This window comes from Kluyvera sp. EC_51 (assembly GCF_019584505.1).
Lineage (GTDB): Bacteria > Pseudomonadota > Gammaproteobacteria > Enterobacterales > Enterobacteriaceae > Kluyvera > Kluyvera sichuanensis.
On record NZ_VDAG01000024.1, the window covers coordinates 79,370 to 92,854 of the forward strand.

Here is a 13,485-nt window from a genome sequence, read left to right on the forward strand (position 1 = left end):
AGTGTAAGCCGTTCATCATCAATGACAAACAACCATGAGCTACATCTTATTCCAATTTAATATATATCAGAGGTTTCACAGTCTGCGAAATTTTGCTCGCTGTTTAGCGGTAAGTGGCGCTGAAAACGCAGGTACTTACGCAGGGCAATACGATAATTGTTGGTGCTGGTATCCGGCAGCCAGGCTTCGAGCTTCTCATCCGCATGACGCTCATGCAGCAGCGCGCGCGGGACGTCATTGTCGACGAAGTGATTGCCCAGCCGACGCAGACGTACAACGTACTCACGTACGGTGCCTGCACTCATGTCGGTTTGTTCGAGGAGGTATTGTTTGAAGCCGATGATATTGAAGAACGCACTCTGCTCCTTGCAGTGCAGATCGCCGCAGAAGCGGCATAACGCGGACCAGGCTTGACGCTCCTGCTGCCAGGCGCTGTCGTCCATTAGCGTATCCAGACGGGAGATGGCGATTTTATTCACGATCACCCCCTGACGCACTAAGGTGATGCGATCGAGCAGCTTATGACAATGGGCGCAATGCGTTTCGCTGTGTTTAAAGTCTTTGAGATAGCGGCTTAATGGCCGTCTTTTTACCTGCATCATTATGATAACTCCGGGTTCTCATTACATAATGCGGCATTTTTGGCGCTAACGTGACGTTACACCAGTCTACGATTTACCCAGTTTAATACGCAGACGCTTAATGGCCTGGCTGTGCAGTTGGCTGACGCGCGACTCCCCGACTTCCAGAACCGCGCCGATCTCTTTGAGGTTCAGCTCTTCCTGGTAATAGAGTGTTAACACCAACTTCTCACGCTCCGGCAGGGCCTCGATGGCCTCCATCACGCGATGGCGAAGATCGCCTTCCAGTAGTTGATGCAGTGGGTTTTCGTGTTGATTCTCTTCCGTCACCAGCTCGATGCTGTCGCCGTATTCTTCTCGCCATTCATCATAGGAGAAGAGCTGGCTATTATTGGTATCCAGCAGCACCTGACGGTATTCTTCAATCGCGATCCCCAGCCGCTGCGCGACTTCGGTTTCGGTCGCGTTTCGTCCCAGTTCCTGCTCCAGCTGTCCTAACGTTTGCGCAACTTCACGCGCGTTCCGCCGGACGCTACGCGGCACCCAATCACGGCTGCGTAATTCGTCCAGCATCGCCCCACGGATGCGTTGCACTGCGTAAGTCGTAAATGCCGTACCTTGCAGAGCGTCATAGCGTTCAACTGCGTTCAATAAGCCGATACCGCCCGCCTGGAGCAGATCGTCCAGTTCCACGCTCGCCGGCAAACGCACCTGAAGGCGCAATGCTTCGTGACGCACCAGCGGCACATAGCGTTGCCATAGCGAGTGTTTATCCATTACACCTTCAGCGGTATACATTGAATTCACGATAAACAGCCCTGCATTAATATGAGTTATCGGCACGATTATCCGTTTCTATAGCCGTTTTAATCGATGGAACAGTGGGAGAAATGTGGGGTTATTTGCGGAGTAAGTGAAATTTCAGCAACAAAAAAACCCCGCCGAGGCGGGGTTTGTTAGATTGCGAGCAATTAGCCCTGCAGCAGAGACAGAACCTGCTGTGGAACCTGGTTCGCTTTGGACAGCACGGAGTTACCAGCCTGCTGGATGATCTGCGCTTTAGACATGTTGGACACTTCGGTCGCATAGTCGGCGTCCTGAATACGGGACTGCGCTTCAGACAGGTTGGTGGTGGTGTTGTTCAGGTTGGTTACGGCAGAGCTCAGGCGGTTCTGTACCGCACCCAGGGAAGAACGGAATTTATCGACGGATGCGATAGCTTTGTCCAGCAGAGCCAGAGGATCGTTAGAAGACGCACCAGCAAATTCCTTCGAAGCTACAGTTGTAGTGCCATCAGCACTAGAACTAAGATTAATCACAGCCGGATTACCAGTACCACCATCTACGGTAATTTTAGTAGCAGCAGCAAGACCACTGTTAGCGAGGGAGCCGGCTACAGAGAAGTTTTTGCCTTGAACTGAAACAAAGCCAACTGCATTACCGCTTGAGTCGGAGCCAACTTTAATTAATTTGCCAGATTGAGTTGCTGAAGTTACACCATTGGCAACATCAGAATAAGTGACATCAGCGGTGTTCAGAGAAACAGTACCATCTGCCGCAATAGATGCTGCATAGGAGTCATTTCCACTTTGTACTACATAGTTACCTGATGCTGTTCCATTCGCATTTTTTACGTTGTGCAGGCTGAGGCCCGAAGTATCAGTGATGTTCAGTGCAGTAGCGACACTTGCAGCAAATTTGATAGCTACTGGCGGATTACCAGCTGTTGCAGAAGGAATCTGCGTGATAGCGTCACCAACACTTACACTGCCACCGGCAACAGAGAAGCCTTTAAGGCCCAAAGTAGAAGAATCTATTTTTTGCAGGTCGATATCGATAGTTTGACCATCATTTGCACCAACCTGGATGGACATTTTACCGTCTTTTGCCAGAACGTTGACGCCGTTGAACTGAGTCTGACCGGATACACGGTCAATTTCGTCCAGACGGGATTTAATTTCGTCCTGGATAGAAGACAGGTCGGAAGCGGAGTTAGTACCGGTAGTCGCCTGAACAGTCAGCTCACGTACACGCTGTAAGTTGTTGTTGATTTCAGACAGTGCGCCTTCAGTGGTCTGCGCCAGAGAGATACCGTCGTTAGCGTTACGCGCCGCCTGAGTCAGGCCTTTAATGTTGGAGGTGAAACGGTTAGCAATCGCCTGACCCGCTGCGTCATCCTTCGCGCTGTTGATACGCAAGCCAGAAGACAGACGCTCGATAGAGCTGGACAGAGCAGACTGGTTCTTGTTGATGTTGTTCTGAGTGATCAGCGAGAGGCTGTTGGTATTAATGACTTGTGCCATGATTCGTTATCCTATATTTCAAGTCGTTGATTACGTAATGGGTTTTCACCCGTCGGCTCAATCGCCGTCAAAGGTGTTATCGTCTGCTGCAAAACAACCTTTAGAATTTTTTTCACCAAACTCACTTTTTTTTAGCCGTCGAAATACTCTTTTCTCTGGCGCTTATTCTCGCCATTAAAAAAAAACAATTAAGCGTAAACTTTGACGCATTCAGGCCGATAACCCAGACATTCATTCTACGTGTCGACACATTAAGGAATAAAAATGGCAAGCATTTCTTCATTGGGGATTGGATCGGGCCTGAAGCTGAGCGACATTCTGGATAGCCTGACCGCGGCGGAAAAAGCCACGTTAACGCCGATTACAAAACAACAGACCTCTTACACCGCTAAGCTCAGCGCCTATGGCACGCTGAAAAGCTCGCTGGAAGCCTTCCAGACCGCTAACACCGCGCTTTCTAAAGCCGATCTGTTTACCGCCACCACCACGGCTAGCTCTACCACCGCCTTCAGCGCCACCACCACCGGTAACGCTATTGCCGGTAAATACACCATCAGCGTCACGCAACTGGCACAGGCGCAAACGCTGACCACCAAGGCAACACAGGCCGACAACAAAACGGCCATCGCTACCAGCGACAGTGTCCTGACCATTCAACAGGGTGGTGGTAAAGAGCCGGTAACCATTAACATCAGCGCAGCAAACTCCTCATTAACCGGGATGCGCGACGCTATCAACAATGCCAAAGCGGGTGTCAGCGCCAGTATCATTAACGTCGGCGGTGCCTATCGCCTTTCAATTACCTCAAATGACACCGGCCTGGATAACGCCATGACGCTGAGCGTCAGCGGCGACAGCGCGCTGCAAAGCTTTATGGGCTATAACGGCACCAAAAGCGATGGCGCTAACGGCATGACCGAGAGCGTCACGGCACAGAATGCCGAGCTCACGGTAAACAACGTTGCCATTGTGAACAGCAGCAACACCATCAGCGATGCGCTGGAAGACATTACGCTGAACCTCAATGATACAACTACCGGCAACCAAACACTGACCATCACCCAGGATACGACGAAAGCACAAGCTGCAGTTAAAGCGTGGGTAACGGCCTATAACGCCCTGCAGGATACCTTCAGCAGCCTGACCAAATACACAGCGGTCGATGTCGGCTCCGACAGCCAGGATAGCAGCAATGGAGCCTTGATTGGCGACACCACGCTGCGCACCATTCAGACCCAGTTGAAAAGTGCATTGAGCAACACGTTGAGCTCCTCGGCTTATAAGACCCTGTCCCAGATTGGCATCACTTCTGACCCAAGCACCGGTCAGTTAAACATCAGTGACGACAAACTCAGCGCCGCACTGAAAAAAGACTCCTCCGGCGTCGGCGCTCTTATTGTGGGCGACGGTAAAAAAACCGGCATTACCACTACCATCGGTAATAACCTGACCAGTTGGCTCTCCAGCACTGGGATTATTCAGGCCGCTAAAGATGGGGTTAGCAAGACGCTGAACAAGCTGACCAAAGACTATAACGCCGCCAGCGATCTGATAGATGTGAAGGTCGCCCGTTATAAAGAGCAATTTACCCAACTGGACGTGCTGATGACCTCGTTAAATAACACCAGCAGCTATTTAACGCAGCAGTTCGAATCCACCAGCAGTTCCAAGTAATCATTCTTAACCAGGAGAGACATCATGTACGGGGCAAAAGGTACGCAGGCCTACGCACAGATTGGAGTAGAAAGCGCAGTGATGAGCGCCAGCCAGCAGCAGCTTGTCAGCATGCTGTTCGACGGCGCACTCAGCGCGCTAATCCGCGCCCGCCTGTTTATGCAGGACGGTAATCTGCAGGGGAAAGGGCTTTCCTTGTCGAAGGCAATCAACATCATCGAAAACGGCCTGAAAATCGGTCTGGATGAAGAGAGCCGCGATGAGCTGACGCAGAATCTGTTATCGCTCTACGCCTATATGGTGAGACGACTTCTGCAGGCCAACCTGCACAATGACACTGGTGCCGTTGAAGAGGTGGAAAACCTCATGCGCAATATCGCCGATGCCTGGAAGGAATCTCTGCTTACGCCTAACTTGATTCAGGACGCCGTCTAATGAGCTATGCACCGCACCTTTATCTCGCGTACCAACATCTGGTCGAAAAAAGCAACAGGATGCTGCGACTTGCAACGGAAGGACTATGGGATGAACTGATTGCCAGTGAAATGGAATACGTTAATGCGGTGCAAAAGATTGCTCAATTAACCCAGATAAGTGAACCTACCGACCCGGTTCAGGAGCAGCTTCGTCCGCTGCTGCGCACGGTACTGGATAATGAAAACACCGTAAAACGTCTGCTACAGGCGCGCATGGATGAACTGGCCAAACTGGTGGGGCAATCGTCGATCCAAAAGTCGGTGATGTCGACCTATGGTAAACAGGGGGGCCAGGTGCTGGTACCTCAGGATAATGTCGATCTGAACCATTAACAGGGTTCGCTCCGACAACGGTTTGTGCCGGAGCGACAGTGCCTTACGGCAGTACGGACGGCAGCGGCGCTTTGGTCAACGCAGCGGCACATTCTACCGTTGGGCGGTCAACGCGCTGTAGCGTCATTCCATCATACTTCAACGTATTACCGTCACGCTTCACCGCGTAAACGTCCAGCTTATTGGTCACGTTATAGACATCCGCATCGCGCAGCATCAGTTTCCCCGGAACAGCAATCACACGCTGCCACTGGCGACAGTCCAGGGTATCGCCATCACGGGTCACAATCAGGCTGCCCATCGCTTCGGGGCTCACCAGCGCGCTTTGCGGGCCAACCGACTGCCAGTATCCTGCCAGCCCCGCCGGCGCAGGGGCTTTTACCACAGCGGAGTAATCGGTGATCTGCGCACAACCTGCCAGCGTTAACAGCGCCGCCACAATGGCTAATTTTTTCATTATTCGTCCTGTTCCGGGAGAAAAAAACAGAAACATTATAGCGTTAAACTGACTACCGTTTCACGGTAATTGACCATTGCGTGGAGAGTTGAGAAATGAAAGGAATAAATCAGAAGGGAGGATTACCGTTGAAGGCCGGATAAGCGAAACGCCATCCGGCACCGTTGTCGGGACGGACTAACGATTAAACCTGCATCCCCATCACGTCCTGATACGCACTCACCAGCTTATTGCGCACCTGAATCCCCATCTGCAGCGAGACCGACGCTTTTTGCAAGTCGGTCATCACATCGTTCAGCGCGATGCCCGGCTCTCCCAGCGAAAACTTCTCCGCCTGCGCCTTCGCGCTGTTTTGCGTTTCGCTCACCCGATCCAACGCGGCGTGAAGCTGCCCGGCAAAGCTGATGCTTGGTTGCGTATCCACGCTCTGATTGCGCGCCATCGCCGCCGTGGCTTGCAGCTGTGACAGAACACCTTCAATACCCTGAATCGCCATATGAACTCCCGGATTGTGTTTAACCTGGGAACGAGCTTACCAGTTTGTCAATAAGATAAAGGCGCTAAATAGCACCATAAAAACGGGTTATTTGGCCCATCAAATTTCCTAAAGGAACAAATAATGGCATGGCTATCTTTATGTGTTCTGACCTGGGAGTCTGCTTTGTTTTCGTTAACGTTTAACGCCATTGATCAGGATCGACGAGGTGCGCAATGAGCGCGAGTGCTACGGCTACGCCACAAAATAAAACCTTAGAGTGGGTTAACCGCCTGCGCGCGAATCCTAAAATTCCACTGATGGTCGCCAGCGCAGCTGCGGTGGCCGTACTGGTGGCGATGGTGCTGTGGGCAAAAACCCCAGACTATCGCACGCTGTTCAGCAACCTGTCCGATCAGGACGGCGGCGCTATCGTCACGCAGTTAACCCAGATGAACGTCCCCTACCGCTTTGCCGATAACGGCGGCGCGCTGGAAGTGCCTGCGGATAAAGTTCACGAACTGCGTCTGCGTCTGGCGCAGATCGGCCTGCCGAAGGGCGGCGCGGTCGGCTTTGAACTGCTCGATCAGGAAAAATTCGGCATCAGCCAGTTTAGCGAGCAGGTGAACTACCAGCGCGCGTTGGAAGGCGAGCTGGCCCGTACCATTGAAACCCTCGGCCCGGTAAAAAGCGCCCGCGTGCACTTAGCCATGCCGAAGCCGTCGCTGTTCGTCCGTGAACAAAAATCCCCTTCCGCCTCCATCACCGTCAACCTGGAACCGGGTCGCGCGCTTGATGAAGGCCAGATTTCTGCCGTGGTGCATCTGGTTTCCAGCGCCGTAGCGGGTTTACCGCCGGGTAACGTGACGCTGGTCGATCAGGGGGGTCACCTGCTGACCCAGTCCAACACCAACGCCCGCGACCTCAACGATGCGCAGTTAAAATACACGGCCGACGTGGAAGGCCGCGTTCAGCGCCGTATCGAAGCGATTCTGGGGCCGATTGTCGGCAACGGCAACGTCCACGCGCAGGTTACCGCCCAGCTTAACTTCGACAATAAAGAGCAAACCGACGAGCAGTATCGCCCGAACGGCGATGCCAGCCAGGCGGCGGTGCGTTCCCGTCAGGTCAGCGAAAGCGACCAGGTGGGCAGCCCATATCCAGGTGGTGTACCAGGTGCGTTATCGAATACGCCGGCTCCAGCGCCTTCGGCACCGATCAGCACACCGCCAGCCAATCAGGCTAACGGTCAGACTGCCGCGAACCGGAATACCGCGACCACCACCGGTCCACGCAATACGCAGCGCAATGAAACCAGCAACTACGAACTTGACCGCACCATCATGCACACCAAGAAAAACGTCGGCGATGTCCAGCGTCTGTCGGTGGCCGTGGTGGTCAACTATCGCAATCTGCCGGACGGGAAACCGCTGCCGCTGACCAGCGATCAAATGAAGCAGATTGAAGATCTGACCCGCGAAGCGATGGGCTTCTCCACCACCCGTGGCGACACCCTGAACGTGGTCAACTCACCGTTTAACGATACCGATGAAAGCGGCGGCGAGTTGCCGTTCTGGAAACAGCAGTCGTTTATCGATCAGCTGTTGTCCGCCGGTCGTTGGTTACTGGTTGTGATCGTTGCATGGCTGCTGTGGCGTAAGGCGATTAAACCGCAGCTTCAGCGTCGCGAAGCTCTCGCATTAGCCGCTGCCGAGCAGACCAAAGTTAAGCAGGAAACGCAGCAAGCCGTTGAGGTTCGCCTCAGCAAAGATGAGCAGACGCAGCAGCGCCGCGCTAACCAGCGCCTGGGTGCTGAGGTCATGAGCCAACGTATCCGCGAAATGTCTGATAACGATCCGCGCGTCGTGGCGCTGGTCATTCGCCAATGGATGAATAACGACCATGAGTAACCTTTCTGGAATCGATAAAAGCGTCATTCTGCTGATGACGATTGGCGAAGACCGCGCGGCGGAGGTGTTCAAGCACCTCAGCACCCGCGAAGTACAGCAGTTGAGTACCGCAATGGCGGGCGTAAAGCAGATCTCCAATCAGCAACTGACCGACGTACTGTCGGAGTTTGAACAAGAAGCCGAGCAGTTTGCGGCGCTCAGCGTCAACGCCAACGAATATCTGCGAACGGTGCTGGTGAAAGCGCTGGGCGAAGAGCGTGCTGCCAGCCTGCTGGAGGATATTCTCGAAACCCGCGAAACCACCAGCGGTATCGAAACCCTCAACTTTATGGAGCCGCAGAGCGCCGCCGATATTATTCGCGACGAGCACCCGCAGATTATCGCCACCATCCTCGTGCACCTCAAACGTGCTCAGGCGGCAGATATTCTGGCGCTATTCGACGAGCGTCTGCGTCACGATGTGATGCTGCGTATCGCCACCTTCGGCGGCGTGCAGCCGGCGGCGCTGGCGGAGCTGACCGAAGTGCTGAACAACCTGCTCGACGGCCAGAACCTCAAGCGCAGCAAAATGGGCGGCGTGAGAACGGCGGCCGAAATTATCAACTTGATGAAAACGCAGCAGGAAGAAGCAGTCATCACCGCAGTACGCGAATTCGACGGCGATCTGGCGCAGAAAATCATCGACGAGATGTTCCTGTTCGAAAACCTGGTCGAGGTCGACGATCGCAGCATCCAGCGCCTGCTGCAGGAAGTGGACTCCGAATCGCTGCTCATTGCTCTCAAAGGCTCCGAGCCGCCGTTGCGCGAGAAGTTCCTGCGCAATATGTCCCAGCGTGCGGCCGACATTCTGCGCGACGATCTGGCCAACCGTGGCCCGGTCCGTCTGTCTCAGGTCGAGAACGAACAGAAAGCCATCCTGCTTATTGTGCGTCGTCTGGCCGAAACCGGCGAGATGGTGATTGGCAGCGGAGACGACACCTATGTCTGATACCACGCCGTGGAAAGTCTGGCAGCCTGACGATCTCTCGCCGCCGATGGAGATGGAGTTTACCCCGCTCTCCCTCGACGAGCCGAGTGACGAGCAGGAGGAGATCTCCGCTGAACAGCTGCAACAGCAGCAGTTGGCTCAGCTGCAGATTCAGGCCCACGAACAGGGCTACCAGGCCGGGCTGCGTGAAGGTCATGCCGCCGGTCAGCAGCAGGGTTATCAGGAAGGTCTGGCACAGGGGCTCGAACAGGGTCTGGTGCAGGCCAAACAGGAGCAGGCCCCTATTCACGCCCGAATGCAGCAGTTGGCAAGCGAGTTTCAGCATACGCTGGATACCCTCGACAGCGTGATTGCTTCGCGCCTGATGCAGATGGCGCTGGAAGCGGCGCGACAGATTGTCGGCCAGGTACCGGTAGTGGATAACACCGCGCTGATTAAGCAGATCCAGGCGCTGTTGCAGCAGGAGCCGCTGTTCAGCGGCAAACCGCAGCTGCGCGTCAGCCCGGAAGATTTACCGCGCGTTGAGGAGATGCTCGGTGCCACGCTCAACCTGCACGGCTGGCGGCTGCGCGGCGACCCAACGCTGCACCCCGGCGGCTGCAAAGTCTCCGCTGATGAAGGCGATCTCGATGCCAGCGTAGCCACGCGATGGCAGGAACTGTGCCGCCTGGCGGCACCGGGAGCCTGCTAATGACCGTGCGTCTGACCCGCTGGCTGAATACGCTCGACAATTTCGAAGCGCGCATCGCGCAGCTGCCTGCCGTGCGCCGCTACGGTCGCCTGACTCGCGCTACCGGGCTAGTGCTGGAAGCCACCGGGCTACAGCTACCGCTTGGCGCGACCTGCATTATTGAGCGCCAGCAAGGGGCAGAGATGCAGGAAGTGGAGGCCGAAGTGGTCGGCTTCAACGGTCATCGCCTGTTCTTGATGCCCCTCGAAGAGGTGGAAGGCATTCTGCCCGGCGCACGCGTCTATGCCCGCAATATTGCTGGCGACGGCCTGCAAAGCGGCAAACAGCTACCGCTTGGCCCGGCGCTGCTGGGCCGCGTACTCGACGGCAGCGGCAAACCGCTCGACGGCCTGCCATCACCCGACACCACCGAAACCGGGGCGCTGATCACCGCGCCGTTTAACCCCTTACAGCGCACGCCGATTGAGCACGTGCTGGATACCGGCGTGCGGCCAATCAACGCCCTGCTCACCGTCGGACGCGGCCAGCGTATGGGGCTGTTTGCCGGTTCCGGTGTCGGTAAGAGCGTGCTGCTCGGCATGATGGCCCGCTACACCCGCGCCGACGTGATTGTCGTCGGGCTTATCGGCGAACGCGGCCGTGAAGTAAAAGACTTTATCGAGAACATTCTCGGCACCGAAGGCCGCGCGCGTTCGGTAGTCATTGCCGCCCCGGCGGACGTCTCTCCCCTGTTGCGTATGCAGGGTGCCGCCTATGCCACCCGCGTGGCGGAAGATTTCCGTGACCGCGGTCAGCACGTCCTGCTGATCATGGATTCACTGACCCGCTACGCCATGGCGCAACGTGAGATCGCACTGGCGATCGGCGAACCGCCGGCCACCAAAGGCTATCCGCCTTCCGTGTTCGCCAAACTGCCCGCGCTGGTTGAACGTGCGGGCAACGGCATCACCGGCGGCGGTTCAATCACCGCGTTTTATACCGTACTGACCGAAGGCGACGATCAGCAGGATCCGATTGCCGACTCCGCGCGCGCCATCCTTGATGGTCATATCGTGCTGTCGCGTCGGCTGGCCGAAGCCGGGCACTATCCGGCGATTGATATTGAAGCGTCAATCAGTCGTGCGATGACCGCGCTCATCAGCGAAGAGCATTACGCTCGGGTGCGCAACTTTAAGCAGCTGCTCTCGAGCTTCCAGCGTAACCGCGACCTGATAAGCGTCGGCGCGTACGCCAAGGGCAGCGATCCGATGCTCGACAGGGCCATTACGCTCTGGCCGCATCTGGAAGCATTTTTACAGCAAGGCATTCTTGAAAAAGCAGACTGGGAATCGTCAATCCAGGCCCTGGAATTGATCTTCCCATCGTCATAGTGAAGCAAGAGGATCACAAATATGGCGCAGCACGGTGCATTAGCAACGCTGAAAGAATTGGCAGAAACCGACGTGGACAACGCCGCCCTGGTACTGGGCGAAATGCGCCGCGGCTGCCAGCAGGCGGAAGAACAGCTCAAGATGTTGATGGACTATCAACTGGAATACCAGAACAGCCTGAACAACGACATGACGCAGGGCATTGCCAGCCTGCGATGGCAGAACTACCAGCAGTTTATCCAGACGCTGGAAAAAGCCATCGATCAGCACCGTCAGCAGTTGGTTCAGTGGAATAACAAAGTGGAGCAGGCGCTGAACTTCTGGCGCGAGAAAAAACAGCGTTTGCAGGCATGGCAAACGCTCCAGGACCGTCAAGCCTCTGCCGCGCTGCTGGCAGAAAACCGTCTTGATCAGAAAAAAATGGATGAGTTTGCCCAACGCGCAACCTTGAGGAAACCCGAATGATTACTCTGCCTAACCTTGCTGTTAGCGATGCGAACCTTGCAGGCGCGGACGCGACGGCGAAAACCCCGGGATCTCCCGAGGATTTTCTGGCGCTGCTGGCAGGCGCATTAACCCAGAGCGCCGATCCAAGTGGTGCGAAAACCGCACTGTTAAGCGGCGACGATGCTAAAGGCCTGCGCGATATTAAAGTTCAGGGACAGTCATTGACCAAATGGCTGGTTCAGCAGGAAGCCACCCAGGCTAACGCCAGCGCGGAAAGCGACGGTGACTTCGCGGCTTCGAGTGATGCTCAGGCCTTGTTAAGCTCGCTGGCGGCACATCTAAAAAGTGAACTCACGACCGGTAAAGCGGACGTCAAAAGTGACGACGATTCCGCTGAGAGCAAACTCAGCGACGACGACCTTAAAAGCCTCAGCGCGTTGATGGCAATGCTACCTGTCACTCCGCCGATTCAGCAGGCAGCAACCGTCACGGCGCCGGTGCAAAATGGTGACGCGCTCAGTTCGCTGACCACCGCACTCAGCCGTGGTGGTGCAAAATCTCAGGGCTTTGTGGATGTCAAAGGCACGCCGACCACACAAACGGGCGTTGATGCTCGCACGCTGCCCGCCGATTCCGCCTTTGTGATTCCAACGCAGAAAGCCGAATCTGAAAGCGTCTCAAGCCCAACGGCCGCAACCGCTGCGCTGGCGCCGGTCGCCAACCAGAACCATGCGGCACCGGTTCTTCCGGCAGCGGCAACGGCAAACATTCGCGCCCAGCTTGGCACACCGGACTGGCAGCAGAACGTGAGCCAGCATATCACGCTGTTTACCCGTTCGGGCCAGCAGACCGCCGAACTGCGCCTGCACCCGGAATCGCTTGGTCAGGTTCACATTACGCTGAAGGTGGAAGACAACCTGGCACAAATCCAGATGGCCTCACCGCACAGCCACGTTCGCGCCGCGCTGGAAGCTGCGCTGCCGGTACTGCGTACGCAGCTTGAGGAGAACGGTATTCAGCTGGGGCAGAGCAATATCAGCAGCGATGGTTTTGCCGGGCAGCAACAACAGCCTTCATCTCAACAGTCGTTTGCCGCGCGCAGCGACGCTGACGGCCGCGAAAATCAGGACGACAATGAGCTTCTTGCCGTCCCTGCCGCCCTGCAATCCGCCGCTCGCGGGGACAATGCGGTAGACATCTTTGCTTAAACGCCCGAGGTAACACGATTATTCCCGTCTTTTCCACGCTTTGACCCGCGCGGGAGGCGGGATAATCATCGGATAAGTAGTAGTAAAAAGGAAGACCGCATCAGATGACTGACACCGCTATCAATAAAAAGAGCAAACGCTCCCTCTGGATCCCTCTGTTGGTGCTGGTAACGCTCGCCGCCTGCGCCACCGCAGGCTACAGCTACTGGCGTTTAACCAATAAAGCGGAGACCGCCGCGCCAAAAGAAGCGCCGCCGCCCGCTGCGCCGGTCTTCTTCCCGCTGGATACCTTTACCGTCAATCTCGGCGATGCCGACCGCGTGCTGTACGTTGGCGTGACGCTGCGCATGAAGTCTGAGACCGACCGCGCCCGACTGAATGACTATCTGCCGGAAGTGCGTAGCCGTATGCTCCTGCTGCTCTCGCGCCAGGATGCGACTAAGCTTGCTACTGATGATGGCAAAAAACAGCTCGCCGCCGAGATTAAAGAGACGCTGAGCGCGCCGTTGATTGCTGGTCAGCCGAAACAGAACATTACTGACGTGCTGTATACAGCCTTTATTTTGCGATAG

At 55.7% G+C, this 13,485-nt stretch carries 15 protein-coding genes; 10 read left to right on the forward strand and 5 right to left on the reverse strand.

Translation table 11 applies throughout. The annotated features are described in order from the left end of the window. Positions 1-56: 56 nt before the first annotated feature. From fliZ to FHC49_RS06500, 3 genes are all read right to left on the reverse strand, one after another. The gene (fliZ, locus tag FHC49_RS06490; RefSeq protein ID WP_220439423.1) at positions 57-608 is read right to left on the reverse strand and encodes a flagella biosynthesis regulatory protein FliZ; all 552 of its coding nucleotides are present in this window, start codon (positions 606-608) and stop codon (positions 57-59) included. Positions 609-668: 60 nt separating this feature from the next. Then, positions 669-1,388 (reverse strand): RNA polymerase sigma factor FliA, encoded by a 720-nt coding sequence (locus FHC49_RS06495; protein ID WP_185669448.1) that lies wholly within the window; start codon positions 1,386-1,388, stop codon positions 669-671. Positions 1,389-1,552: 164 nt separating this feature from the next. After that, on the reverse strand, positions 1,553-2,884 hold the full coding sequence (locus FHC49_RS06500; RefSeq protein ID WP_220439302.1) for a FliC/FljB family flagellin: 1,332 nt from the start codon (positions 2,882-2,884) through the stop codon (positions 1,553-1,555). Positions 2,885-3,148: 264 nt separating this feature from the next. Here FHC49_RS06500 and fliD point away from each other — a divergent pair, with 264 nt between their 5' ends. Genes fliD through fliT form a run of 3 tightly spaced genes read left to right on the forward strand, consistent with a single transcriptional unit; the run spans position 3,149 to position 5,367 of the window. After that, entirely contained in the window at positions 3,149-4,558 is a 1,410-nt protein-coding gene (gene fliD, locus FHC49_RS06505; RefSeq protein ID WP_220439303.1) for a flagellar filament capping protein FliD, read from the forward strand. 24 nt (positions 4,559-4,582) lie between these two features. Further along, positions 4,583-4,993 carry a flagellar export chaperone FliS gene (fliS, locus tag FHC49_RS06510; RefSeq protein WP_220439305.1) on the forward strand — a complete coding sequence of 137 codons (411 nt, stop codon included), beginning with the start codon at positions 4,583-4,585 and terminating at the stop codon, positions 4,991-4,993. Continuing rightward, complete coding sequence (fliT, locus tag FHC49_RS06515) at positions 4,993-5,367, forward strand: flagella biosynthesis regulatory protein FliT (protein WP_185669452.1); 375 nt, start codon at positions 4,993-4,995, stop codon at positions 5,365-5,367. Before fliS ends, fliT begins: the two co-directional genes overlap by 1 nt. 43 nt (positions 5,368-5,410) lie before the next feature. Here fliT and yedD read toward each other — a convergent pair whose 3' ends face one another. Together yedD and fliE are read right to left on the reverse strand one after the other, a co-directional pair. After that, positions 5,411-5,824, reverse strand: coding sequence for a lipoprotein YedD (gene yedD / locus FHC49_RS06520; RefSeq protein ID WP_220439307.1), 414 nt, complete (start codon positions 5,822-5,824; stop codon positions 5,411-5,413). A 184-nt stretch (positions 5,825-6,008) separates the two neighbouring features. Continuing rightward, entirely contained in the window at positions 6,009-6,320 is a 312-nt protein-coding gene (gene fliE, locus FHC49_RS06525; RefSeq protein WP_220439309.1) for a flagellar hook-basal body complex protein FliE, read from the reverse strand. Between the two features lie 215 nt (positions 6,321-6,535). Here fliE and fliF point away from each other — a divergent pair, with 215 nt between their 5' ends. The 7 genes from fliF to fliL all read left to right on the forward strand — a co-directional run bounded on the left by fliF (position 6,536) and on the right by fliL (position 13,485). Then, positions 6,536-8,209 (forward strand): flagellar basal-body MS-ring/collar protein FliF, encoded by a 1,674-nt coding sequence (gene fliF, locus FHC49_RS06530; RefSeq protein WP_220439311.1) that lies wholly within the window; start codon positions 6,536-6,538, stop codon positions 8,207-8,209. After that, entirely contained in the window at positions 8,202-9,197 is a 996-nt protein-coding gene (gene fliG, locus FHC49_RS06535; RefSeq protein ID WP_185669456.1) for a flagellar motor switch protein FliG, read from the forward strand. Before fliF ends, fliG begins: the two co-directional genes overlap by 8 nt. After that, positions 9,190-9,888 (forward strand): flagellar assembly protein FliH, encoded by a 699-nt coding sequence (gene fliH / locus FHC49_RS06540; protein WP_220439312.1) that lies wholly within the window; start codon positions 9,190-9,192, stop codon positions 9,886-9,888. The genes fliG and fliH overlap by 8 nt, the downstream gene beginning before the upstream one ends. After that, on the forward strand, positions 9,888-11,258 hold the full coding sequence (fliI, locus tag FHC49_RS06545) for a flagellar protein export ATPase FliI (RefSeq protein ID WP_185669491.1): 1,371 nt from the start codon (positions 9,888-9,890) through the stop codon (positions 11,256-11,258). The genes fliH and fliI overlap by 1 nt, the downstream gene beginning before the upstream one ends. 21 nt (positions 11,259-11,279) lie before the next feature. Next, positions 11,280-11,723: a flagellar export protein FliJ gene (gene fliJ, locus FHC49_RS06550; protein WP_106929946.1), complete on the forward strand. Its 444-nt coding sequence runs from the start codon at positions 11,280-11,282 to the stop codon at positions 11,721-11,723. Then, entirely contained in the window at positions 11,720-12,913 is a 1,194-nt protein-coding gene (locus tag FHC49_RS06555; RefSeq protein WP_220439314.1) for a flagellar hook-length control protein FliK, read from the forward strand. The genes fliJ and FHC49_RS06555 overlap by 4 nt, the downstream gene beginning before the upstream one ends. Positions 12,914-13,017: 104 nt before the next feature. Further along, the gene (fliL, locus tag FHC49_RS06560) at positions 13,018-13,485 is read left to right on the forward strand and encodes a flagellar basal body-associated protein FliL (RefSeq protein WP_220439315.1); all 468 of its coding nucleotides are present in this window, start codon (positions 13,018-13,020) and stop codon (positions 13,483-13,485) included.

Excerpts from the sequence above, each read along its gene's own strand:
- fliG (WP_185669456.1), top strand. The coding sequence starts at position 8,202 with ATGAGTAACCTTTCTGGAATCGATAAAAGCGTCATTCTGCTGATGACG.
- fliH (WP_220439312.1), top strand. The coding sequence starts at position 9,190 with ATGTCTGATACCACGCCGTGGAAAGTCTGGCAGCCTGACGATCTCTCG.
- fliD (WP_220439303.1), top strand. The coding sequence starts at position 3,149 with ATGGCAAGCATTTCTTCATTGGGGATTGGATCGGGCCTGAAGCTGAGC.
- fliI (WP_185669491.1), top strand. The coding sequence starts at position 9,888 with ATGACCGTGCGTCTGACCCGCTGGCTGAATACGCTCGACAATTTCGAA.
- fliE (WP_220439309.1), bottom strand. The coding sequence starts at position 6,320 with ATGGCGATTCAGGGTATTGAAGGTGTTCTGTCACAGCTGCAAGCCACG.
- fliT (WP_185669452.1), top strand. The coding sequence starts at position 4,993 with ATGAGCTATGCACCGCACCTTTATCTCGCGTACCAACATCTGGTCGAA.
- FHC49_RS06555 (WP_220439314.1), top strand. The coding sequence starts at position 11,720 with ATGATTACTCTGCCTAACCTTGCTGTTAGCGATGCGAACCTTGCAGGC.
- yedD (WP_220439307.1), bottom strand. The coding sequence starts at position 5,824 with ATGAAAAAATTAGCCATTGTGGCGGCGCTGTTAACGCTGGCAGGTTGT.
- fliF (WP_220439311.1), top strand. The coding sequence starts at position 6,536 with ATGAGCGCGAGTGCTACGGCTACGCCACAAAATAAAACCTTAGAGTGG.
- FHC49_RS06500 (WP_220439302.1), bottom strand. The coding sequence starts at position 2,884 with ATGGCACAAGTCATTAATACCAACAGCCTCTCGCTGATCACTCAGAAC.
- fliS (WP_220439305.1), top strand. The coding sequence starts at position 4,583 with ATGTACGGGGCAAAAGGTACGCAGGCCTACGCACAGATTGGAGTAGAA.
- fliL (WP_220439315.1), top strand. The coding sequence starts at position 13,018 with ATGACTGACACCGCTATCAATAAAAAGAGCAAACGCTCCCTCTGGATC.
- fliJ (WP_106929946.1), top strand. The coding sequence starts at position 11,280 with ATGGCGCAGCACGGTGCATTAGCAACGCTGAAAGAATTGGCAGAAACC.